Origin of the sequence: Vibrio sp. Y42_MX_L11 (assembly GCF_024181785.1) — a bacterium.
GTDB classification, from domain to species: Bacteria; Pseudomonadota; Gammaproteobacteria; order Enterobacterales; family Vibrionaceae; genus Vibrio; species Vibrio diabolicus.
The window spans coordinates 1-15,001 of the sequence record NZ_JAMZAP010000009.1 but is presented as its reverse complement, the minus strand read 5'-3'; the positions used below and the strand labels follow the sequence as shown (position 1 = coordinate 15,001).

At 46.2% G+C, this 15,001-nt stretch carries 13 protein-coding genes and 3 pseudogenes; 14 read left to right on the top strand and 2 right to left on the bottom strand.

What is annotated here, in order from left to right; all coding sequences use genetic code 11:
• The first annotated feature begins 43 nt into the window (after positions 1-43).
• From NL643_RS10985 to NL643_RS10965, 5 genes are all read left to right on the top strand, one after another.
• Entirely contained in the window at positions 44-1,870 is a 1,827-nt protein-coding gene (locus NL643_RS10985) for a sensor histidine kinase (protein WP_253644404.1), read from the top strand.
• Between the two features lie 25 nt (positions 1,871-1,895).
• The gene (locus NL643_RS10980; RefSeq protein ID WP_253644403.1) at positions 1,896-2,498 is read left to right on the top strand and encodes a response regulator transcription factor; all 603 of its coding nucleotides are present in this window, start codon (positions 1,896-1,898) and stop codon (positions 2,496-2,498) included.
• 102 nt (positions 2,499-2,600) lie between these two features.
• The gene (locus NL643_RS10975) at positions 2,601-2,999 is read left to right on the top strand and encodes a hypothetical protein (protein ID WP_104975005.1); all 399 of its coding nucleotides are present in this window, start codon (positions 2,601-2,603) and stop codon (positions 2,997-2,999) included.
• A 65-nt stretch (positions 3,000-3,064) separates the two neighbouring features.
• Complete coding sequence (locus NL643_RS10970) at positions 3,065-5,176, top strand: protein-disulfide reductase DsbD (protein WP_253644402.1); 2,112 nt, start codon at positions 3,065-3,067, stop codon at positions 5,174-5,176.
• On the top strand, positions 5,173-5,688 hold the full coding sequence (locus NL643_RS10965) for a protein disulfide oxidoreductase (protein WP_253644401.1): 516 nt from the start codon (positions 5,173-5,175) through the stop codon (positions 5,686-5,688). Before NL643_RS10970 ends, NL643_RS10965 begins: the two co-directional genes overlap by 4 nt.
• A gap of 49 nt (positions 5,689-5,737) precedes the next feature.
• Here the strand turns inward: NL643_RS10965 and NL643_RS10960 are convergent, their stop codons facing one another.
• The gene (locus NL643_RS10960; protein WP_015297004.1) at positions 5,738-6,271 is read right to left on the bottom strand and encodes a hypothetical protein; all 534 of its coding nucleotides are present in this window, start codon (positions 6,269-6,271) and stop codon (positions 5,738-5,740) included.
• Between the two features lie 398 nt (positions 6,272-6,669).
• Here NL643_RS10960 and NL643_RS10955 point away from each other — a divergent pair.
• The 9 genes and pseudogenes from NL643_RS10955 to NL643_RS10915 all read left to right on the top strand — a co-directional run.
• Positions 6,670-6,882 (top strand): annotated as a pseudogene (locus NL643_RS10955) (class I SAM-dependent methyltransferase); the annotation flags it as partial.
• A gap of 25 nt (positions 6,883-6,907) precedes the next feature.
• A pseudogene (locus tag NL643_RS10950) lies at positions 6,908-7,663 on the top strand (class I SAM-dependent methyltransferase).
• Between the two features lie 19 nt (positions 7,664-7,682).
• Positions 7,683-8,108 (top strand): GNAT family N-acetyltransferase, encoded by a 426-nt coding sequence (locus tag NL643_RS10945; RefSeq protein ID WP_176320014.1) that lies wholly within the window; start codon positions 7,683-7,685, stop codon positions 8,106-8,108.
• A 3-nt stretch (positions 8,109-8,111) separates the two neighbouring features.
• Positions 8,112-8,671: pseudogene (locus tag NL643_RS10940) on the top strand (GNAT family N-acetyltransferase).
• A 227-nt stretch (positions 8,672-8,898) separates the two neighbouring features.
• On the top strand, positions 8,899-10,032 hold the full coding sequence (locus NL643_RS10935; protein WP_253644399.1) for an efflux RND transporter periplasmic adaptor subunit: 1,134 nt from the start codon (positions 8,899-8,901) through the stop codon (positions 10,030-10,032).
• Positions 10,025-11,296, top strand: coding sequence for a TolC family protein (locus NL643_RS10930; RefSeq protein ID WP_253644398.1), 1,272 nt, complete (start codon positions 10,025-10,027; stop codon positions 11,294-11,296). The genes NL643_RS10935 and NL643_RS10930 overlap by 8 nt, the downstream gene beginning before the upstream one ends.
• The gene (locus NL643_RS10925; RefSeq protein WP_253644397.1) at positions 11,293-12,507 is read left to right on the top strand and encodes an ABC transporter permease; all 1,215 of its coding nucleotides are present in this window, start codon (positions 11,293-11,295) and stop codon (positions 12,505-12,507) included. The genes NL643_RS10930 and NL643_RS10925 overlap by 4 nt, the downstream gene beginning before the upstream one ends.
• A 2-nt stretch (positions 12,508-12,509) precedes the next feature.
• Positions 12,510-13,793 carry an ABC transporter permease gene (locus NL643_RS10920; protein WP_253644396.1) on the top strand — a complete coding sequence of 428 codons (1,284 nt, stop codon included), beginning with the start codon at positions 12,510-12,512 and terminating at the stop codon, positions 13,791-13,793.
• A 22-nt stretch (positions 13,794-13,815) separates the two neighbouring features.
• Positions 13,816-14,514 carry an ABC transporter ATP-binding protein gene (locus NL643_RS10915; protein ID WP_101911857.1) on the top strand — a complete coding sequence of 233 codons (699 nt, stop codon included), beginning with the start codon at positions 13,816-13,818 and terminating at the stop codon, positions 14,512-14,514.
• Between the two features lie 78 nt (positions 14,515-14,592).
• On the opposite strand, the gene NL643_RS10910 is transcribed toward NL643_RS10915, so the two are convergent.
• Positions 14,593-14,895, bottom strand: a complete 303-nt coding sequence (locus tag NL643_RS10910) for a hypothetical protein (RefSeq protein ID WP_253644395.1) — start codon at positions 14,893-14,895, stop codon at positions 14,593-14,595.
• Between the last annotated feature and the right edge of the window lie 106 nt (positions 14,896-15,001).

The window sequence follows — 15,001 nt, the reverse complement described above, 5'->3', positions numbered from 1 at the left end:
TTATTCTTGCTTCATTATTTTCGAAGGAACGATTCGACTCATCATGAACAAAACGCCACGGTTGCTTCAGTTTTGGATTCTTTGCTTGGTTGCCTTTGCATCTTTAGCTCAGGGCGCTGTTTCTGAACAAGCAGATCTGCAAGAGCAAAACGCAGTGCAGCCAGAGTCTAAGCAGAAAGTCGAAGTGGGCGTGTTAGCGATACGTGGTCACCTTTATGCTGAGCAGAGATGGCAACCGACCATTGATTGGCTCAATCAGCAAATTTCTGATGTGCATTTTGTTCTTCATCCCCTTAACTTGGATGAAATGGGCGAAGCGGTGAAGTTTCAGACGATGGATTTCATCTTAACTAACCCAGGTCAGGCAGTGCGATTGGGTAGGCAATACGCACTGTCGTGGATGGCAACGCTAACCAGCCGAGCGCCGCAAAATTCGAACTACGGCATTGGTTCGGCGCTGGTGGTTCGAGCCAGTTCAAGCTATCAAACATTGCAAGATGTCTCAGGACGTCCTGTTGCAGCGGTATCAGAAAAAGCCTTTGGCGGTTACTTAACGCTGCGCTATCAAATCGTGGAAATGGGTCTTAATCCGAACGATTTCTTTGCTGATGTCCGTTACCTCGGCTTTCCTATTGATGCCAACCTGTATCAATTACGTGATGGCAATGTGGAAGCCGCTGTCGTCCCTGCTTGTTTATTGGAACAGATGCAAAATGAAGGTCTGTTACAGCAAGGGGATTTTCGAGTCCTAAATCAACAGCCAAATGAACATTCTTCGTGCGCTGTTTCTACGCCGTTATATCCAAACTGGTCATTTGCCAAAACAGAGCGTGGTTCAGCTCAGCTCGCCAAACAGATTGCGCAAGTCTTGCTTGCTATGCCGCCAGATCACCCCGCCATTATTGCCGCTGGCGCGTCAGGTTGGACGTCACCCGTCAGCTTGCTGAGCATCGACAAACTTTATCAGGCGTTGGATCTCCATCCGTTGCAACAACCTTGGTGGAGTGAGGCACTGCGCTGGTTGCGCAGTCATCAAGAATGGGCGTGGGCGCTGTTCATTTTTGTGATTGTATTGAACGCGTACCACTTTTGGCTTGAGTATCGATTTAGCAAGAGTAAGCAAGCGTTGGAGCAGACATCGTTACGATTAAAAGAGAAAAGCGAACAGTTAGAACACTCACAAAGAGTCGCGATTGTCGGAGAAATCGGCACTAGTCTTGCCCATGAACTCAATCAGCCATTGGCGGCCATTCGCAATTACAGTGAAGGCGGTTTACTTCGCTTGGCCAAAAAGCGCCCTCATGAAGATATTGTCCCAGTGCTTGAGAAAATACAGGGGCAAGTTGAACGAGCCGATGCAATTATTCAGCGCTTAAGAACGTTGATCCGCAAGCGTAGTGTCGACAAAGCGCCGTGCGACCTTCAACTACTCATTGATGACACGATTGAGTTGCTCCATTTTCGAATGCAGAAGCAAAATATTTCGATTGTGACCAGTATAGAAGGGAACGTCCGTCCGGTACTTGTCGACGCTGTGGGCGTTCAACAGGTTTTAGTTAATGTGATCAGTAACGCGATTGATGCGTGTACTTTGTTCCAAGAGAAATATCACTCGTCAGGTTATCAAGGTAAAATTGCCCTGCATAGTGACTACCAAGACAATCAACTTTCCATTCGAGTATTAGACAACGGCACAGGGTTGCAGCAAGAGAATCCAACTCAAGCGTTTGTGAGTAGCAAAGAAGAGGGGCTCGGGCTGGGGTTAGCCATTTGTCGTGATGTAATGGAAATGCATGGTGGCGAGTTTCTCATCAGCTCGACAGCGCCACATGGCTGTTTGGTTGAGCTCGTGTTTCCATATCAAAACTAATCTGAACTAGGCATAGGAGCATTCAATGAGCAGCGGTGAAAAGCAGCTACCTGTTTTTGTAGTCGATGATGATGAATCGGTGCGTGACTCGCTCGCTTTTATGTTGGAAGAACATGACTTCAACGTCACCACTTTTGCTGATGGGCAGTCTTTCCTTGATGAGGTGGACGTTCAGCAAGCGGGGTGTATCATTCTTGATAGTCGAATGCCAAATCTTCGTGGTCAGCAAGTCCATCAAATTTTAAATCAAGCCAACAGTCCCTTGGCCGTTATTTACCTGACCGGACATGGTGATGTCCCGATGGCGGTCGATGCATTACAAGCTGGCGCGGTCAATTTTTTCCAAAAGCCAGTCAAAGGAGATGAGTTGGCACAAGCCATTTTGCAGGGGCAAGTGCAGTCGGCTGCAAACCTTGATATGGCGGCGGCAAAATCGGCGTATGAATCGCTCACTCCCCGAGAAAAAGAGATTTTACGTTTGATCATCGCAGGCAAGCGGAACATTCGAATTGCGGATGAGCTTTGCATTGCAATGCGCACGGTTGAAGTACACCGCGCCAACCTATTGAAAAAGTTCTCAGCGAAAACCGTCGCAGAGTTGGCATATATTTATGGCAAGCTAGATTAGAGCTTAGTGAGTGAAGCTTCTTAATGCTATTTTGTGGATACAACTTGAGCTTTATGACGACTCGCGTATTATCTTCTTCGTTCCTACTTTATCTGAATTCTTATGAGTTTATTGACTAAACGACATCACACACCACATAAACGGGTGAAATGGCTACTAGCGATTATTGGCTGGGTGGTTGTCGTGTGTCTGATGCAAAATTCAGGTTTTGCATCGTCATGCTCTATGAAGTACGAGACGGTATCGCCTGCTGTTTCACTTACTGATGAGGGTTCGAGCGTCAAGTCGATTGATGCTAAAGAAACCAGCAAATGCGAATTGTCTGAAAAGTTAATTCAATTTTCTCAACATCAACTCGATGCATTTATTGTTGTTCTGTTTGTCGGTCTTTTAGCGTCGGCTATTTGGATGTGCTGCACTTATATTCGCGCACAACATTGGACGGAGCCGATAGGTCGTAAGTATCGGGTCCATCTGACTTTCTGTGTATTCCAAGAATAAAAACGTGCTTTCTGACCAATAAAGTCAGCGATTTAGCACATTTGTTTTTATTATTAGGAATCACTATGAATCAAATTACCAAACTGACTCAGTTCGCGTCTATGTTCTTTATGACGCTGGCTTTGAGTTTGTTCTCTCTGAATATTTCAGCACAAACTACCGATACCGGTTGGATGACCAACCCGAAGCATCCTCCAGTGCAAACGCGCTTTGTACTAACGGGTCAACAAGATCCGCAAGCCAAAACACTTACAGGTTATTTGGATGTTAAGTTGAGCGGAGACTGGAAAACTTATTGGCGATCGCCGGGCGAGGGTGGTGTCGCGCCATCGATAGATTGGCAAAACTCGCAAAACCTGAGCAAGGTTGATTGGCAATGGCCATATCCGCAAAAGTTCGAGTTATTGGGCATTGAGACTCTCGGTTACAAAGGCGACACTTTGTTCCCAATGACGCTGCATATCGACGATATGTCGAAACCCGTCACGATTGATGCAGTGCTCACGCTTTCTTCCTGTACGACGATTTGTGTGCTGACGGACTACCAAATCCAATTGACGTTCTTACCTTCTGAGCTGAAAGTGGACGAAGACGTGATGTTTAGTTACGCCCAAGCGGTGAGTAATGTTCCTCAATCTTCGCCTTTTGTTGAGGTCACGCAAACAAATTGGGATGCGACGCAATCCAAATTACAAATCAAACTAAAGAACACACAAGGTTGGCAAAATCCTCAAGTGTTGGTGGATGGTGTTGGTGATGCGATTCGTGACTACAGCTTCAAGTTGGATGGACTTCAGCAAGAAGGTGATATCGTCACAGCAAATTACTCGGTTGATACCTGGCTGGGTGAGGTAGAGCTTAATGAACAATCGTTATATGTTTCTATCAAAGATGATAACTTGCTGGTCGAAGAGGTAACACAAGCACAAGCAGGAGCGGTTACATCGTCACTGCCAACTACCTCTTTAGCGAGTATTTTCTTATTTGCACTGTTAGGCGGTTTGATTTTGAACATCATGCCGTGTGTGCTGCCTGTATTGGGGATGAAGCTCAGCAGTATTGTGGCTGCGCATGGTGTAGAGCGCCGTCAAATTCGTACCCAGTTTATCGCTTCTTCTCTGGGGATTCTCACTTCGTTCTGGCTGATAGCTGGATTCATTTTGGTGTTGAAGCTTACGGGTAACGCGATCGGTTGGGGCGTGCAGTTCCAAAGCCCTTGGTTCCTAGGATTGATAGTACTAGTCACTGCTTTGTTCGGCGCCAATATGTTGGGATTATTTGAAATCCGTCTGTCATCGGGTACTAATACATGGCTCGCATCGAAAGGTGATAACTCTCTAGTGGGTCACTACGTTCAAGGTATGTTCGCTACTTTGCTTGCGACACCTTGTTCTGCACCGTTTTTAGGCACCGCCGTTGCTTTTGCCTTGGGCGCGGACGTATTAACGTTATTTGCAACCTTTACAGCATTAGCATTGGGTATGGCACTGCCTTGGATCTTAGTCGCTGTGTTTCCAAGTATCGCGCTAAAACTACCAAAGCCCGGTCCATGGATGAATGTCGTTAAGATCGTGTTTGGCATAATGATGTTGGCAACCAGCGTTTGGCTACTTTCATTAATGGCAAATCATGTACCGATGTTATGGATTGCACTCATCGCTGTGGTTGCTTTTGTCGTAATGATGGCAAGAGTTAAGAAAGTGTATGGTGAGAAAGCGCTTGCTGTATCCGGAACTGCGTCATTAGTGTTGATAGCTGGTGGCCTGTTACTTGGTAGTGTCACTGCCGACCAATGGGCGACACCGCTTCCTGAGGACTTAGCTTGGCAAAAGCTTTCTAATTCAGCGATTGAAGAGCACGTCAGTAATGGGCGAGTGGTGTTTGTGGATGTGACTGCGGATTGGTGTGTCACGTGTAAAGCGAACAAGATCGGTGTGATCTGGCAAGATCCTGTCTACTCATTGCTGCAAAGCCCTAATGTGGCGACGTTAAAAGGGGATTGGACGCATCCGGACGGCTCGGTAACGGACTTTTTACGAGCTCATGGGCGTTACGGTGTGCCGTTTAACATCGTCTATGGCCCGGCGGCGCCACAAGGTATCCCGTTACCTGTGATTCTGACTGATGATGTTGTTTTAAGCGCGGTGAAACAAGCGAGTGGGGGATCCATTCAATGAGTTCGACAAAGCAGCGTAGAACAGTCCGATATTGGCTCGTTCAAATCGTACAGATGGTGCTCATTGTCACCGTTATTTCTATCGCGATGGATTGGTATCGCACCAAAGATATTCCCAAACAGGAGGCACCACCATTGAGCTCCGTATTGAGCGATGGTGAATACTTCGATGCAATCGCACAAAGTCATGAACAACCTGTCGTTGTTTATTTTTGGGCGACTTGGTGTCCCGCTTGTAAATTTGTAAGCCCAAGCGTGAGCTGGCTGAGTGATGACTATGCCGTAGTTGGTGTTTCTGGCTCATCAGGGCCAAATGAGCGTGTGGCGCAGTTTATGCAGGCAAAAGAATATCGTTTTGAAAACATAAACGATCCTTCAAGCGATATTATGCGTGAATGGAAAATTAGCGTGACTCCAACCATTTATATTTTAAGAAATGGTGAAGTGACCTCTATTACGACAGGCGTCACAACGCCGATAGGAATATTGGCGAGAATTTGGTTAGCTCAATAACTAAATAAAAATCCGATATTCAAAATACTGAATATCGGATTTTTTCTTTTTATTTTCTCGCTCCAACGGGAATCATAATGTGTGCGTATGGCGTGCCTTTCCACATCACGTATGGGCCACCATAACTTGGATCGGTTGGTAGAGAGTCGAGCAACGCTTGGTCTGGCGTAATAATCATCAAGTGTGGTCCTTCCACAATCCATTGATTATCGTCCGTCATCCCTTCTGCAAATGGGTCGGTGTTACTGGCACCGCCATCACCCGCTAACATGTAAGAAATACCTAATGCTTTGGCTTGGAAAGGTTTTTTGTTCATCCAAGCGTCTGCCCATTCCATCCAAGGACCATCCATACACATTGGAGCAATGCCTTCCAATTGAGGAGGCGTTGGGAAGCAAGTGTATTGGCTAGAACCTTCTTGCAGAACATTATTGTTCCAGTCCATCACTGTTACTTTATCGCGAATAGTCGGTGGTGCAGCACTCAGTGCATCTTCTAAAAGTGCTTTTGAATCATCGGCTGCGAATGCGCCAAAAGCGCAGCTGACCGAAACAACAGCAGTTAAATAAGGAGTTAGTTTCATAAATTAAACCTCAAGTTAATACAACATGAGAATTTGAGCACTTTAATTATAGAATGATATTAAAAATAAGAATCATTATTTAAATGGAAAATAATAAGCGATAGGTTTGTTATGTTAATTTAAATATTGTTTTTATATACAGAGAATAGAATGATGGAAATAAGATTAGCTGAATAATCGAAGCAGATTATCAGGACATATTTTTTCTTTATGCACTTAAAAATTCCATCGGAATCACGGGCTAGTACTTTTCAAAATTTCATCTATTTCTACTGGTTAGCGCTGAATAACCAGTCGGTTACGTTTCATAGAAAATTAGCTATTTAATAAGTGCCTAGGTGCGTATTGCGTGTTACATTCGAGCATCGTTCTGGTTATCAAGGACGAAATGATGGATATTTCAATACCACGATCCGGATGGACAAGATTTGCCCCGAAATACTTATAGTGGATCGGTCGTGCATACGGCATATACCGAAAGTGAAGTTGAACAACTCTGTCAGCAGGCGGGGTTGGAAGTGGTTTCCCTAGAAAATGTGATTGGTTATGTATCTGGTGTTGGTTATGTGTGTCGATACTTGATGCTAGAGCTGAAAAAGTCACACCGCTGAAATAAGTAACAAACAAGGACTGTTTTTGAAAACACAAGATTTAACCGAGTTCGGATCGGGCATTGAATACGATGCCCAATACGAGCAGCATTACCATCACGACATTGCTTTCATCAGAAGGTTAATCGAAGAAACCAATGCTCGAAGTGTACTGGATGTCTGTTGTGGTTCCGGCATTGTCACGATTCCAGTCTCTGAGCCACTCAACGAAGCCATTGGCATTGATATTTCTGAAGGGATGCTCAAACACGCAAAGGACAAAGCCAAAAGCAGGAGTAACTTGCGTTTTCTTCATCTCGACGCAACGCAGTTTTCGTTAGGTAAGAAGTTTGACCTAGCCATAATGACAGGGAATGCATTTCAGGCCTTTTTAAGTGACGACATGCTGGCAGGCGCACTGAGCTCAATATCAAAGCACCTAGAAAAAGGTGGGCGATTTGTCTTCGATACGCGGTTACCAACGCCAGAGAATCTAGAATTGGATAATGAGATGGCACTGTGGCAAACCTATGTTTCTCCAACTTATGGTGAAGTGAATTATTTAGGTATGAAGGCCGAGTATGACTCGCAAACATCCATCATGTATTTGAAGAAAGAGCGCCATTTTGAAGGTTGAGCGATTGAGTATTCCAGCATTGATTTAAAATATCGTCCGCTGGAAGACATAGAGGTTTTCCTTGAACAAGCGGGATTCAGAATCATAGAGAAGTACCAGTCGTGGTCAGCGCAAGCATTTGAGGTGAATGCCAAATCGCTTGTCTGTGTGGCTGAGAAAATATAAATCAATGTTGAGGGATACAATGCAAGGGTTTCGAATTACCACGTCGTTAGATGACATGGATTTAGACGTTATCTACCAGTTCATTTCAAACAGTTATTGGGGAAAGGGTATTCCAAGAGAACGCTTTGAGAAGTCATTGCGAAATTCGTTCTGTTTCGCGGTTTTGGATGACGAAAATCAACTCGTTGCTTTTGCTCGGTTAATTACCGATCGCACCACGTTTGCGTATCTTGCCGATGTGTTTGTTGTGGAGGCACATCGTGGTAAAGGCATCAGTAAGTGGTTGATCTCAGAAATTGTTGCTCATCCAGAACTACAAGGTTTACGCCGTATGATGCTTGCAACCCGCGATGCTCATGGGTTGTACGAACAGTTTGGGTTCACTCCTATTGCTCCAGTAGAAAACTTCATGCAAATCTGGAAACCGAATGTTTATCAGAGCTAAATCATGATGAGAGTTGAATCTCAACAAGTGGCAATCAGACACCTCAAAACAACAGACTCTGCTCCTCTGTTTGAAAACTATTTAGGCGATGAGCAAGCATACCGCCTCCTCAATCGCCAAGCCTACCAAAATTCTAATCAAACCCTTGAAGCCATCAAAAGATGGGCGCTCAATATGATCAAAAGTCTCCCAATCTATTGGTCTTCGCTATTGAAGAACTCACTTCTCAAACTCCTATTGGTTGTCTGGTGCTGATACCTGAGCAAGACAGCAGTGAAATCCATTTTGGTATTTCTGCTCGCTATCGGGGAAAAGGCTATGCAACCCAAGCCTGCAAACTTGGCGTTGTCTACCTGCAAAGCTTAGGTATAACGCGCATTCGCACTGCCCCGCATATTGAAAACCACGCAAGTATTCGTGTGTTGGAGAAATGTGGCTTTATCAGCCAAGGCATTTTAAAAGCGCATGCGGTTTTTCCAGCTTTAGGACGTGAGGCGCAAGACTGTATGGATATGCGATTGGAGGATACAGAATTGCGCCATTTTGCACATTGTTCAGAATAAAATGGGTGGAGGTTGAAATGAGCGGTTACAGAGCTTGTTAGTCGCCATCGTAGACAGCGTCTTTGCTGAATGATTCCTCGAGATTTTTTAGTCTTTGATTGTCAGAGACGACTGACAAAACCATACCAACTGTGACAACCAAACCGCTATTAAAGCAGGATATTATTCCTTCAACTTTGTGTTTTAGGAGTAGTCATTAGACTACCCAATAATTGTTGGAATAAATAATGACGAAACGTTGGCTTGTCTCCGCTGTGAGCATCGCGCTGCTCGGCGGTGGTACGTATTTCTATCTCCAATCTGCTGCTCAACCAGAATTGCTGCCTACATTGATTGTGGAAAAAGGCACGATTGAAAAACAAGCGGTGGCTGTTGGTAAAATTGTCCCTGCACACTCTGTGTCTATCAAGTCACAAATCGACGGTATTGTCGGTGAAATTTACGCGAAAGTTGGTGAAAAGGTGAAGCAAGGCCAGCCGCTGATCAAAGTGCGTCCAAACCCAACCCCCCAAGCATTAACGGATGCATCGGCAGAACTCATGCGTAGCGAAGCCGATCTGGAATCCGCCAAACAAAAACTGTCTAACCTAGAAAGCTTGGTCAAGCAGGACATTATTCCAAGTAACTACGACGAATACGTAAGTGCGCGCTCGGCAGTCAAATCTGCGCAAGCGGACGTATTGCAAAAGCGCCAGAATCTCGAACTCATCCGCAGTGGTGAGGCGTCTATCGGTGATGCACGTTTAACGTCGACGATCTACGCGCCAATTGATGGCACGGTACTCAACCAGAAAGTTGAGGTCGGAGAGCCGATCATCTCGACTCAATCAAGCCAAGCCGCGACTGAAATGATGTCATTGGCCGACATGAACAGTCTGATTTTTAAAGGTAGCGTCAGTGAGCATGATGCTGCGCAGTTGTCTCCGGGAATGCCCGTTATGTTGACGGTGGCGCCTTATCCTGATGTGGCGATTTCTGGTGTGCTAATCAAAGTGGCGATTCAATCTGAGAACCTCAACTCACCAGAGGGAAATGCTTCGGCAAAAAGTTTTGATAACGGTTTTGAGGTTGAAGTGGGAGAACTCAAGATCCCACAAGATGTGTTGCTTCGTTCTGGTTTTTCATCGACGGCTCAAATCATTCTGAAGAAGTCTGAAAGTGTGCTCACTCTACCGGAGCGCGCTCTGCAATTTGATGGTGACGCACCGAATGTTCTGATCCCCGACAGCTCAGAACAAGGGTTTCATAAACAACCGGTGAAACTCGGTCTGTCAGATGGCATCAATGTCGAAGTGCTTGACGGCGTGGAGCTTGATGAAGAGGTTATCGACAACAGCATGATGGGAGCGGCGCATGGTTAAGCTGCAACGATCAACAATCGCCTTTGCATTGTTGGCTGCCACGCTCAGTTTGCCGACCTACGCAATTTCTATTGAACAAGCTTGGCAACAAGCAAAGCAGAACGATCCAAATTACGAAAAAGCGAAAATCGGCGTCCAGCTTGGCGAGGTTGGCGTACAGAGTAGCCGCAGAGCGTTATTGCCGGGTTTAAGTGCCAGTGCGTCAGCGGATTGGAATGAGTCTTCAAGCCATTCCAACAGTTACGGCGCTACCTTATCTCAAACTATTTGGGATAGCAGTTTGTGGTCGGAACTGGATCAAGCGAATGCCAATTATCTCAAAGCACAGTTAGAGCTATCTCAATCACATAACGAGCTTGCGCAGAAGTTGCTCACCGCTTACCTAGATGTGGCAAGCGCACTGGGCGACCTCAAATTGGCGCAGTCCAAGCTGGAGGAGGGGAAGGAACTTCTCAACATCATCGAGAAACGCTATCGAGCAGGCAAAGTGAAGTCGGTTGATGTTGAAGAGATGCGAGCGAATCAAGTCTCTGAGCAAGCAAGTATCCTCAATGCAAAAGCCGATCTCGAAGTGAAAAAAGCAGAGCTTGCGGCGTTAATCAATCAAATGCCGGAGAGTGTCGACCAAATTCGAACGGATTCTTTGATTCAGCCGCCGATGCTGGTGGACTCTCAGGAGCAATGGCTAAAGCTGGCGAAAGACAGTAGTCCAGAGCTGTTGGTAGCGGCGCAGATGGTGAAAGCGAGCGAGTTCGCGAAAGATTCAGCTAAAGGAGGATACTACCCAACCGTCAAAGGCAGTGTGGGCTACAGCGATGGTGACAATCGTTCAAACGGCGAGTTTAACGCTGGGATTAGTTTGAGTTTGCCGATTGACCTCAATGGTGCAGTGCGAGCGAAAGTGGACGAAGCATCGTTGAATATTTTAAATGCCAAGCAAGATATGCGTAGAGTGGAAATTGATATTCAGAAACGAGTTATTCAGCAGTTTACGCAGGTCGATATCAACTGGAATCAAGTTTTGATAGCGAACGAGCTGGTTGAGTCGCGCGCCAGAGTGTTGCAAAGCAAAGAGAAACTTTACGACGCTGGCCTGCTTGAAGTGTCGGAAGTTATCAGCGCACACAACAGCTTGTTTGAGGCGAAAAACAGTCTGCAAACCAACTTGTACAGCTACTGGCGTAAGAGAATCGGCTTACTGCAAACCGCAGGGAAACTCGATGACGATACCATGGCGTTGATCTCTCGAGCTTTTCATTCATGAGCAGTCTATTGCAACAAACTTGGCAAACGTTGATGGCGCACCGCATGAAGAGCGTGCTGGCCATTATCGCGATTGCTTGGGGCGTGATCTCTGTGGTGGTGTTAATCGCACTTGGCGAAGGCTTTTATCGCCATCAGACCCAGTCGTTTTCATTTATGATCAACAATGTGCAAGTGGTGTTTCCGTCGAGTACCAGTAAACCGTGGCAAGGGTTAGCTTCAAGACGACAAATTGATATTCCACAAGAAAAAGTCGACATGCTCAAACAGTCAGGCTTCGTGCAACAGGCGTCAAGCGTTTACGCCAAATGGGATGCGAATATCACCAATCTCAAAGGACAGAACTTATCGAGTACGGTCAGCGGTATTGATACGTCTTACTTTCCTTTAATGCAACGCAAGCTGCAATCCGGTTCGAGAAACCTGTCACCAAGTGATATGGACAACCATACTCGCGTGGCGGTGTTAGGCGATCAAATTGCGCAAATGGGCGGAATCCAGATCGGGGATAGGCTCAAAGTCAACGGCATTCCGTTTTTGGTGATTGGGATAACCGTTGGTGAGGACACTGGCATTTCATTCGGCGATAGCCGCACGGTTTTCATTCCTCAAACAACGTACCGCGATTTGTGGGATGCGAAACCTTGGATGGTATTGATGAAGCCGAGAGATGGGATGGATGTACCGTCGTTTCGACAAAATATCGTGAACTTTTTCGCCAAGCAGCTTCATTTTGACCCAAGTGATAAAGATGCGGTCGAATTACCTGATTTTAGTGAAGGTGTGGCGGTCATCAGTGGAATTTTACGTGGCATTCAGATTTTTCTCGGAGCGAGCGGTGCGATGACCATGGCGGTCGGTGCGCTTGGCGTTGCCAACATCATGTTTTTATCCGTCACGGAGCGCACGCGTGAAATCGGTGTGCGTTTGGCGATCGGGGCGACTCAAAAATCCATACTCAGTCAGTTTATTCTTGAAGGGCTTATTTTGGTAGCCGTGGGCACGGCATTAGGTCTGATGTTTTCGTATGCAGTGGTATCTGTCCTAAGCAGCATGGCATTACCGGAATGGATTGGTTTACCTGTGATCACGCCAGATTCCATTGCTTGGTCTTTACTTGTGACGCTTATCTTGGCATTGATGGCGTCGTATTTCCCAGCAAGGCGAGCATCGCGTCTCACGCCAGTCATTGCTTTGAGTGCGAGGGCTTAGTCATGTTGTTACCGATGAGACAAATTTTCCAAGAAATGGCCGCAGAAAAGCTGAGATTGGGTTTGACCATTCTGGCTGTAGCGTGGGCGACCCTCTGTATCGCTGCTATGTTGGCGGTAGGTGAGGGCATTCGTCAGGGGGTATTGAAAACCGCACAAAATGGTAACGGCAACTTGATCTATTTGACCGGAGGGATGGCCACCGTCGACCACGGTGCTTTTCACCAAGGTAAATTTCTGACATTAAAAATGGACGATTCAGAGATCGTTCGAGCGTTACCCGATGTAAAAAGTGTTGCGCCAACTGCGAAGTGGAAAGAGCGTATCACCGTTGGTGACAGAAGCTCGTGGCAAGAGCCGTTAGCGGTCACGAGCGAGTTTCAATCCATGACCAATTTGGTGCCGATGGCGGGGGGACGATGGTTAAATCCACTCGATCAAAAAGAGACGCGCAAAGTCGTTGTACTGGGTTATGAACTGGCAGCCGACTTATTCAACCCGAATGAGGACTTTAGTTGGTTTGCGACAGTCACATTGCAAGTCAACCCTGTGGGGCAAAAGGTAAAAATCGGCAATGAGGAGTTCACCGTTGTGGGCGTATTGGAGAAAAACAGCGCCCAAATAGAACAGGGGGAACTTATCAACTATTCCAGCTTTGTGCCGTTAGCGACGTGGAAGCGATTTCATGTCAACGGTGAAATTGGTGGCATCAATGTGCAACCACAAGCCGATGTAGACCGAGAAGCCTTAGCAAAGACGATCAGGCAAGTGATTGCCCGTAAGCACGGGGCAAGTGTCAGCGATGAGCAGATCGTCCAAGTCGATGATATCTTCCTTAAGCAAAAGAGTATGCAGCAGTTTCTGATAGGTTTGCAGAGTTTTCTTGGCATTATCGGCTTCGTGACGTTAGCTGTTGCTGGCGTTGGCATCGCCAATGTGATGTATGCCACCGTAAAGCGATCTACGCGTGATATCGGCGTGCGCATGGCAGTCGGTGCAACCCCAACCGCAATTCGCATGCACTATTTAGTGCAGTCTTTATTGACAATGATGATGGGGGGCGCGCTTGGGTTAGCCGTGACGTACGCGCTGGTGTCGGCCATCAGTTCTATTCCTTTAGAAGGCAATGCCTTTTATGAACAACTGGGTAAACCTGTCCCTGAGTTATCGTGGGTCGTTGTCGCGATTGTCATCCTCACCTTAGTGATCATTGGTGTGGCATCTGCATGGTTACCTGCAAACCGAGCCGCAAAAGTCAGCCCGTTGGAGGCGCTACAAAGTGAATAACAACAATAACTCTGGAGAGAACATGTCGAACAAGCCGCTTGTTGAGCTGACCAACATCTGTAAATACTACTCAAGCGGGGAGGCGGAAGTTCGCGCGCTAGACGGCGTTGACTTAACCATTAATCAAGGCGAGTTTCTTTCGATTCTTGGCCCGTCCGGTTCAGGCAAATCAACGTTGATGAACATGCTCGGCTGTTTAGATAAGCCCACCGATGGCGAGTACCAACTTGGCGGCCAAAACGTCGCAAGTTTAAGTGCGAATGAGCTGGCTGGCATTCGTAACCAAAAGATCGGATTTGTCTTCCAAAGCTTTAACTTATTGGAATACGCGACGGCGCTTGATAACGTGGCACTGCCGTTGGTTTACTCTGGTATCAAAGCCAAAGAACGTCGCCAGCGCGCCGCTAAATTGCTAGAGCAAGTCGGGCTAGGGGATCGTTTAGATCATAAACCAAACCAGCTTTCTGGTGGTCAAAAGCAAAGAGTTGCGATTGCAAGAGCCTTGGTCAACGATCCGCAAATCATCTTAGCGGATGAACCAACGGGTGCATTGGATTCAAAATCCGGCGCAGAGATTGAAGCCTTGTTCAATCAACTTCACTCCGAAGGTAGAACGCTGATCATCGTTACCCATGATAATGCGTTAGCAGAGCGCACCAAACGCATCATCACCATCAAAGATGGCAAGGTGATTTCGGATAGGGCTCCGGAGGGAAGATAAATGAATTTTTCTTGATTGAGACTGGAGTTATTTTAAGGAAGATAGCCATGGAATAGGAGAAGCTATCTTCCTTTATTTTTATTCGCGATGTTCGCTTTGTCTCTCTTTTATCAAGTCATGCTTTTGTTCTTTAAGTAGAGTGATTGCGAGCTTAGTGTCCTCAAACAATTTACTGTTATCGTTGAGATCTTTGCTCTTCAAAGGCAAAACCAGGTAATGAATGCTGCCATCCTCATTCTGTACTCCGGTAGCAATGATGACATCACCTTCAGACGCCGTACCAAAATACTCTGAAACCACTTTGGTTTCGCTGACACCGTAACTATCCAAATAGGATGATTCCGTGTTGTCAAACAAGATAGGAACCCAGGGCAAGATCATGAAAATCCTTTATGGCATAAGGGGTGACGTGAAGTGATGTTTCCACTAATTTGTACATTTAAATCACAATAATTTCAATACATTCAAGATCGATTTGATGATCAGA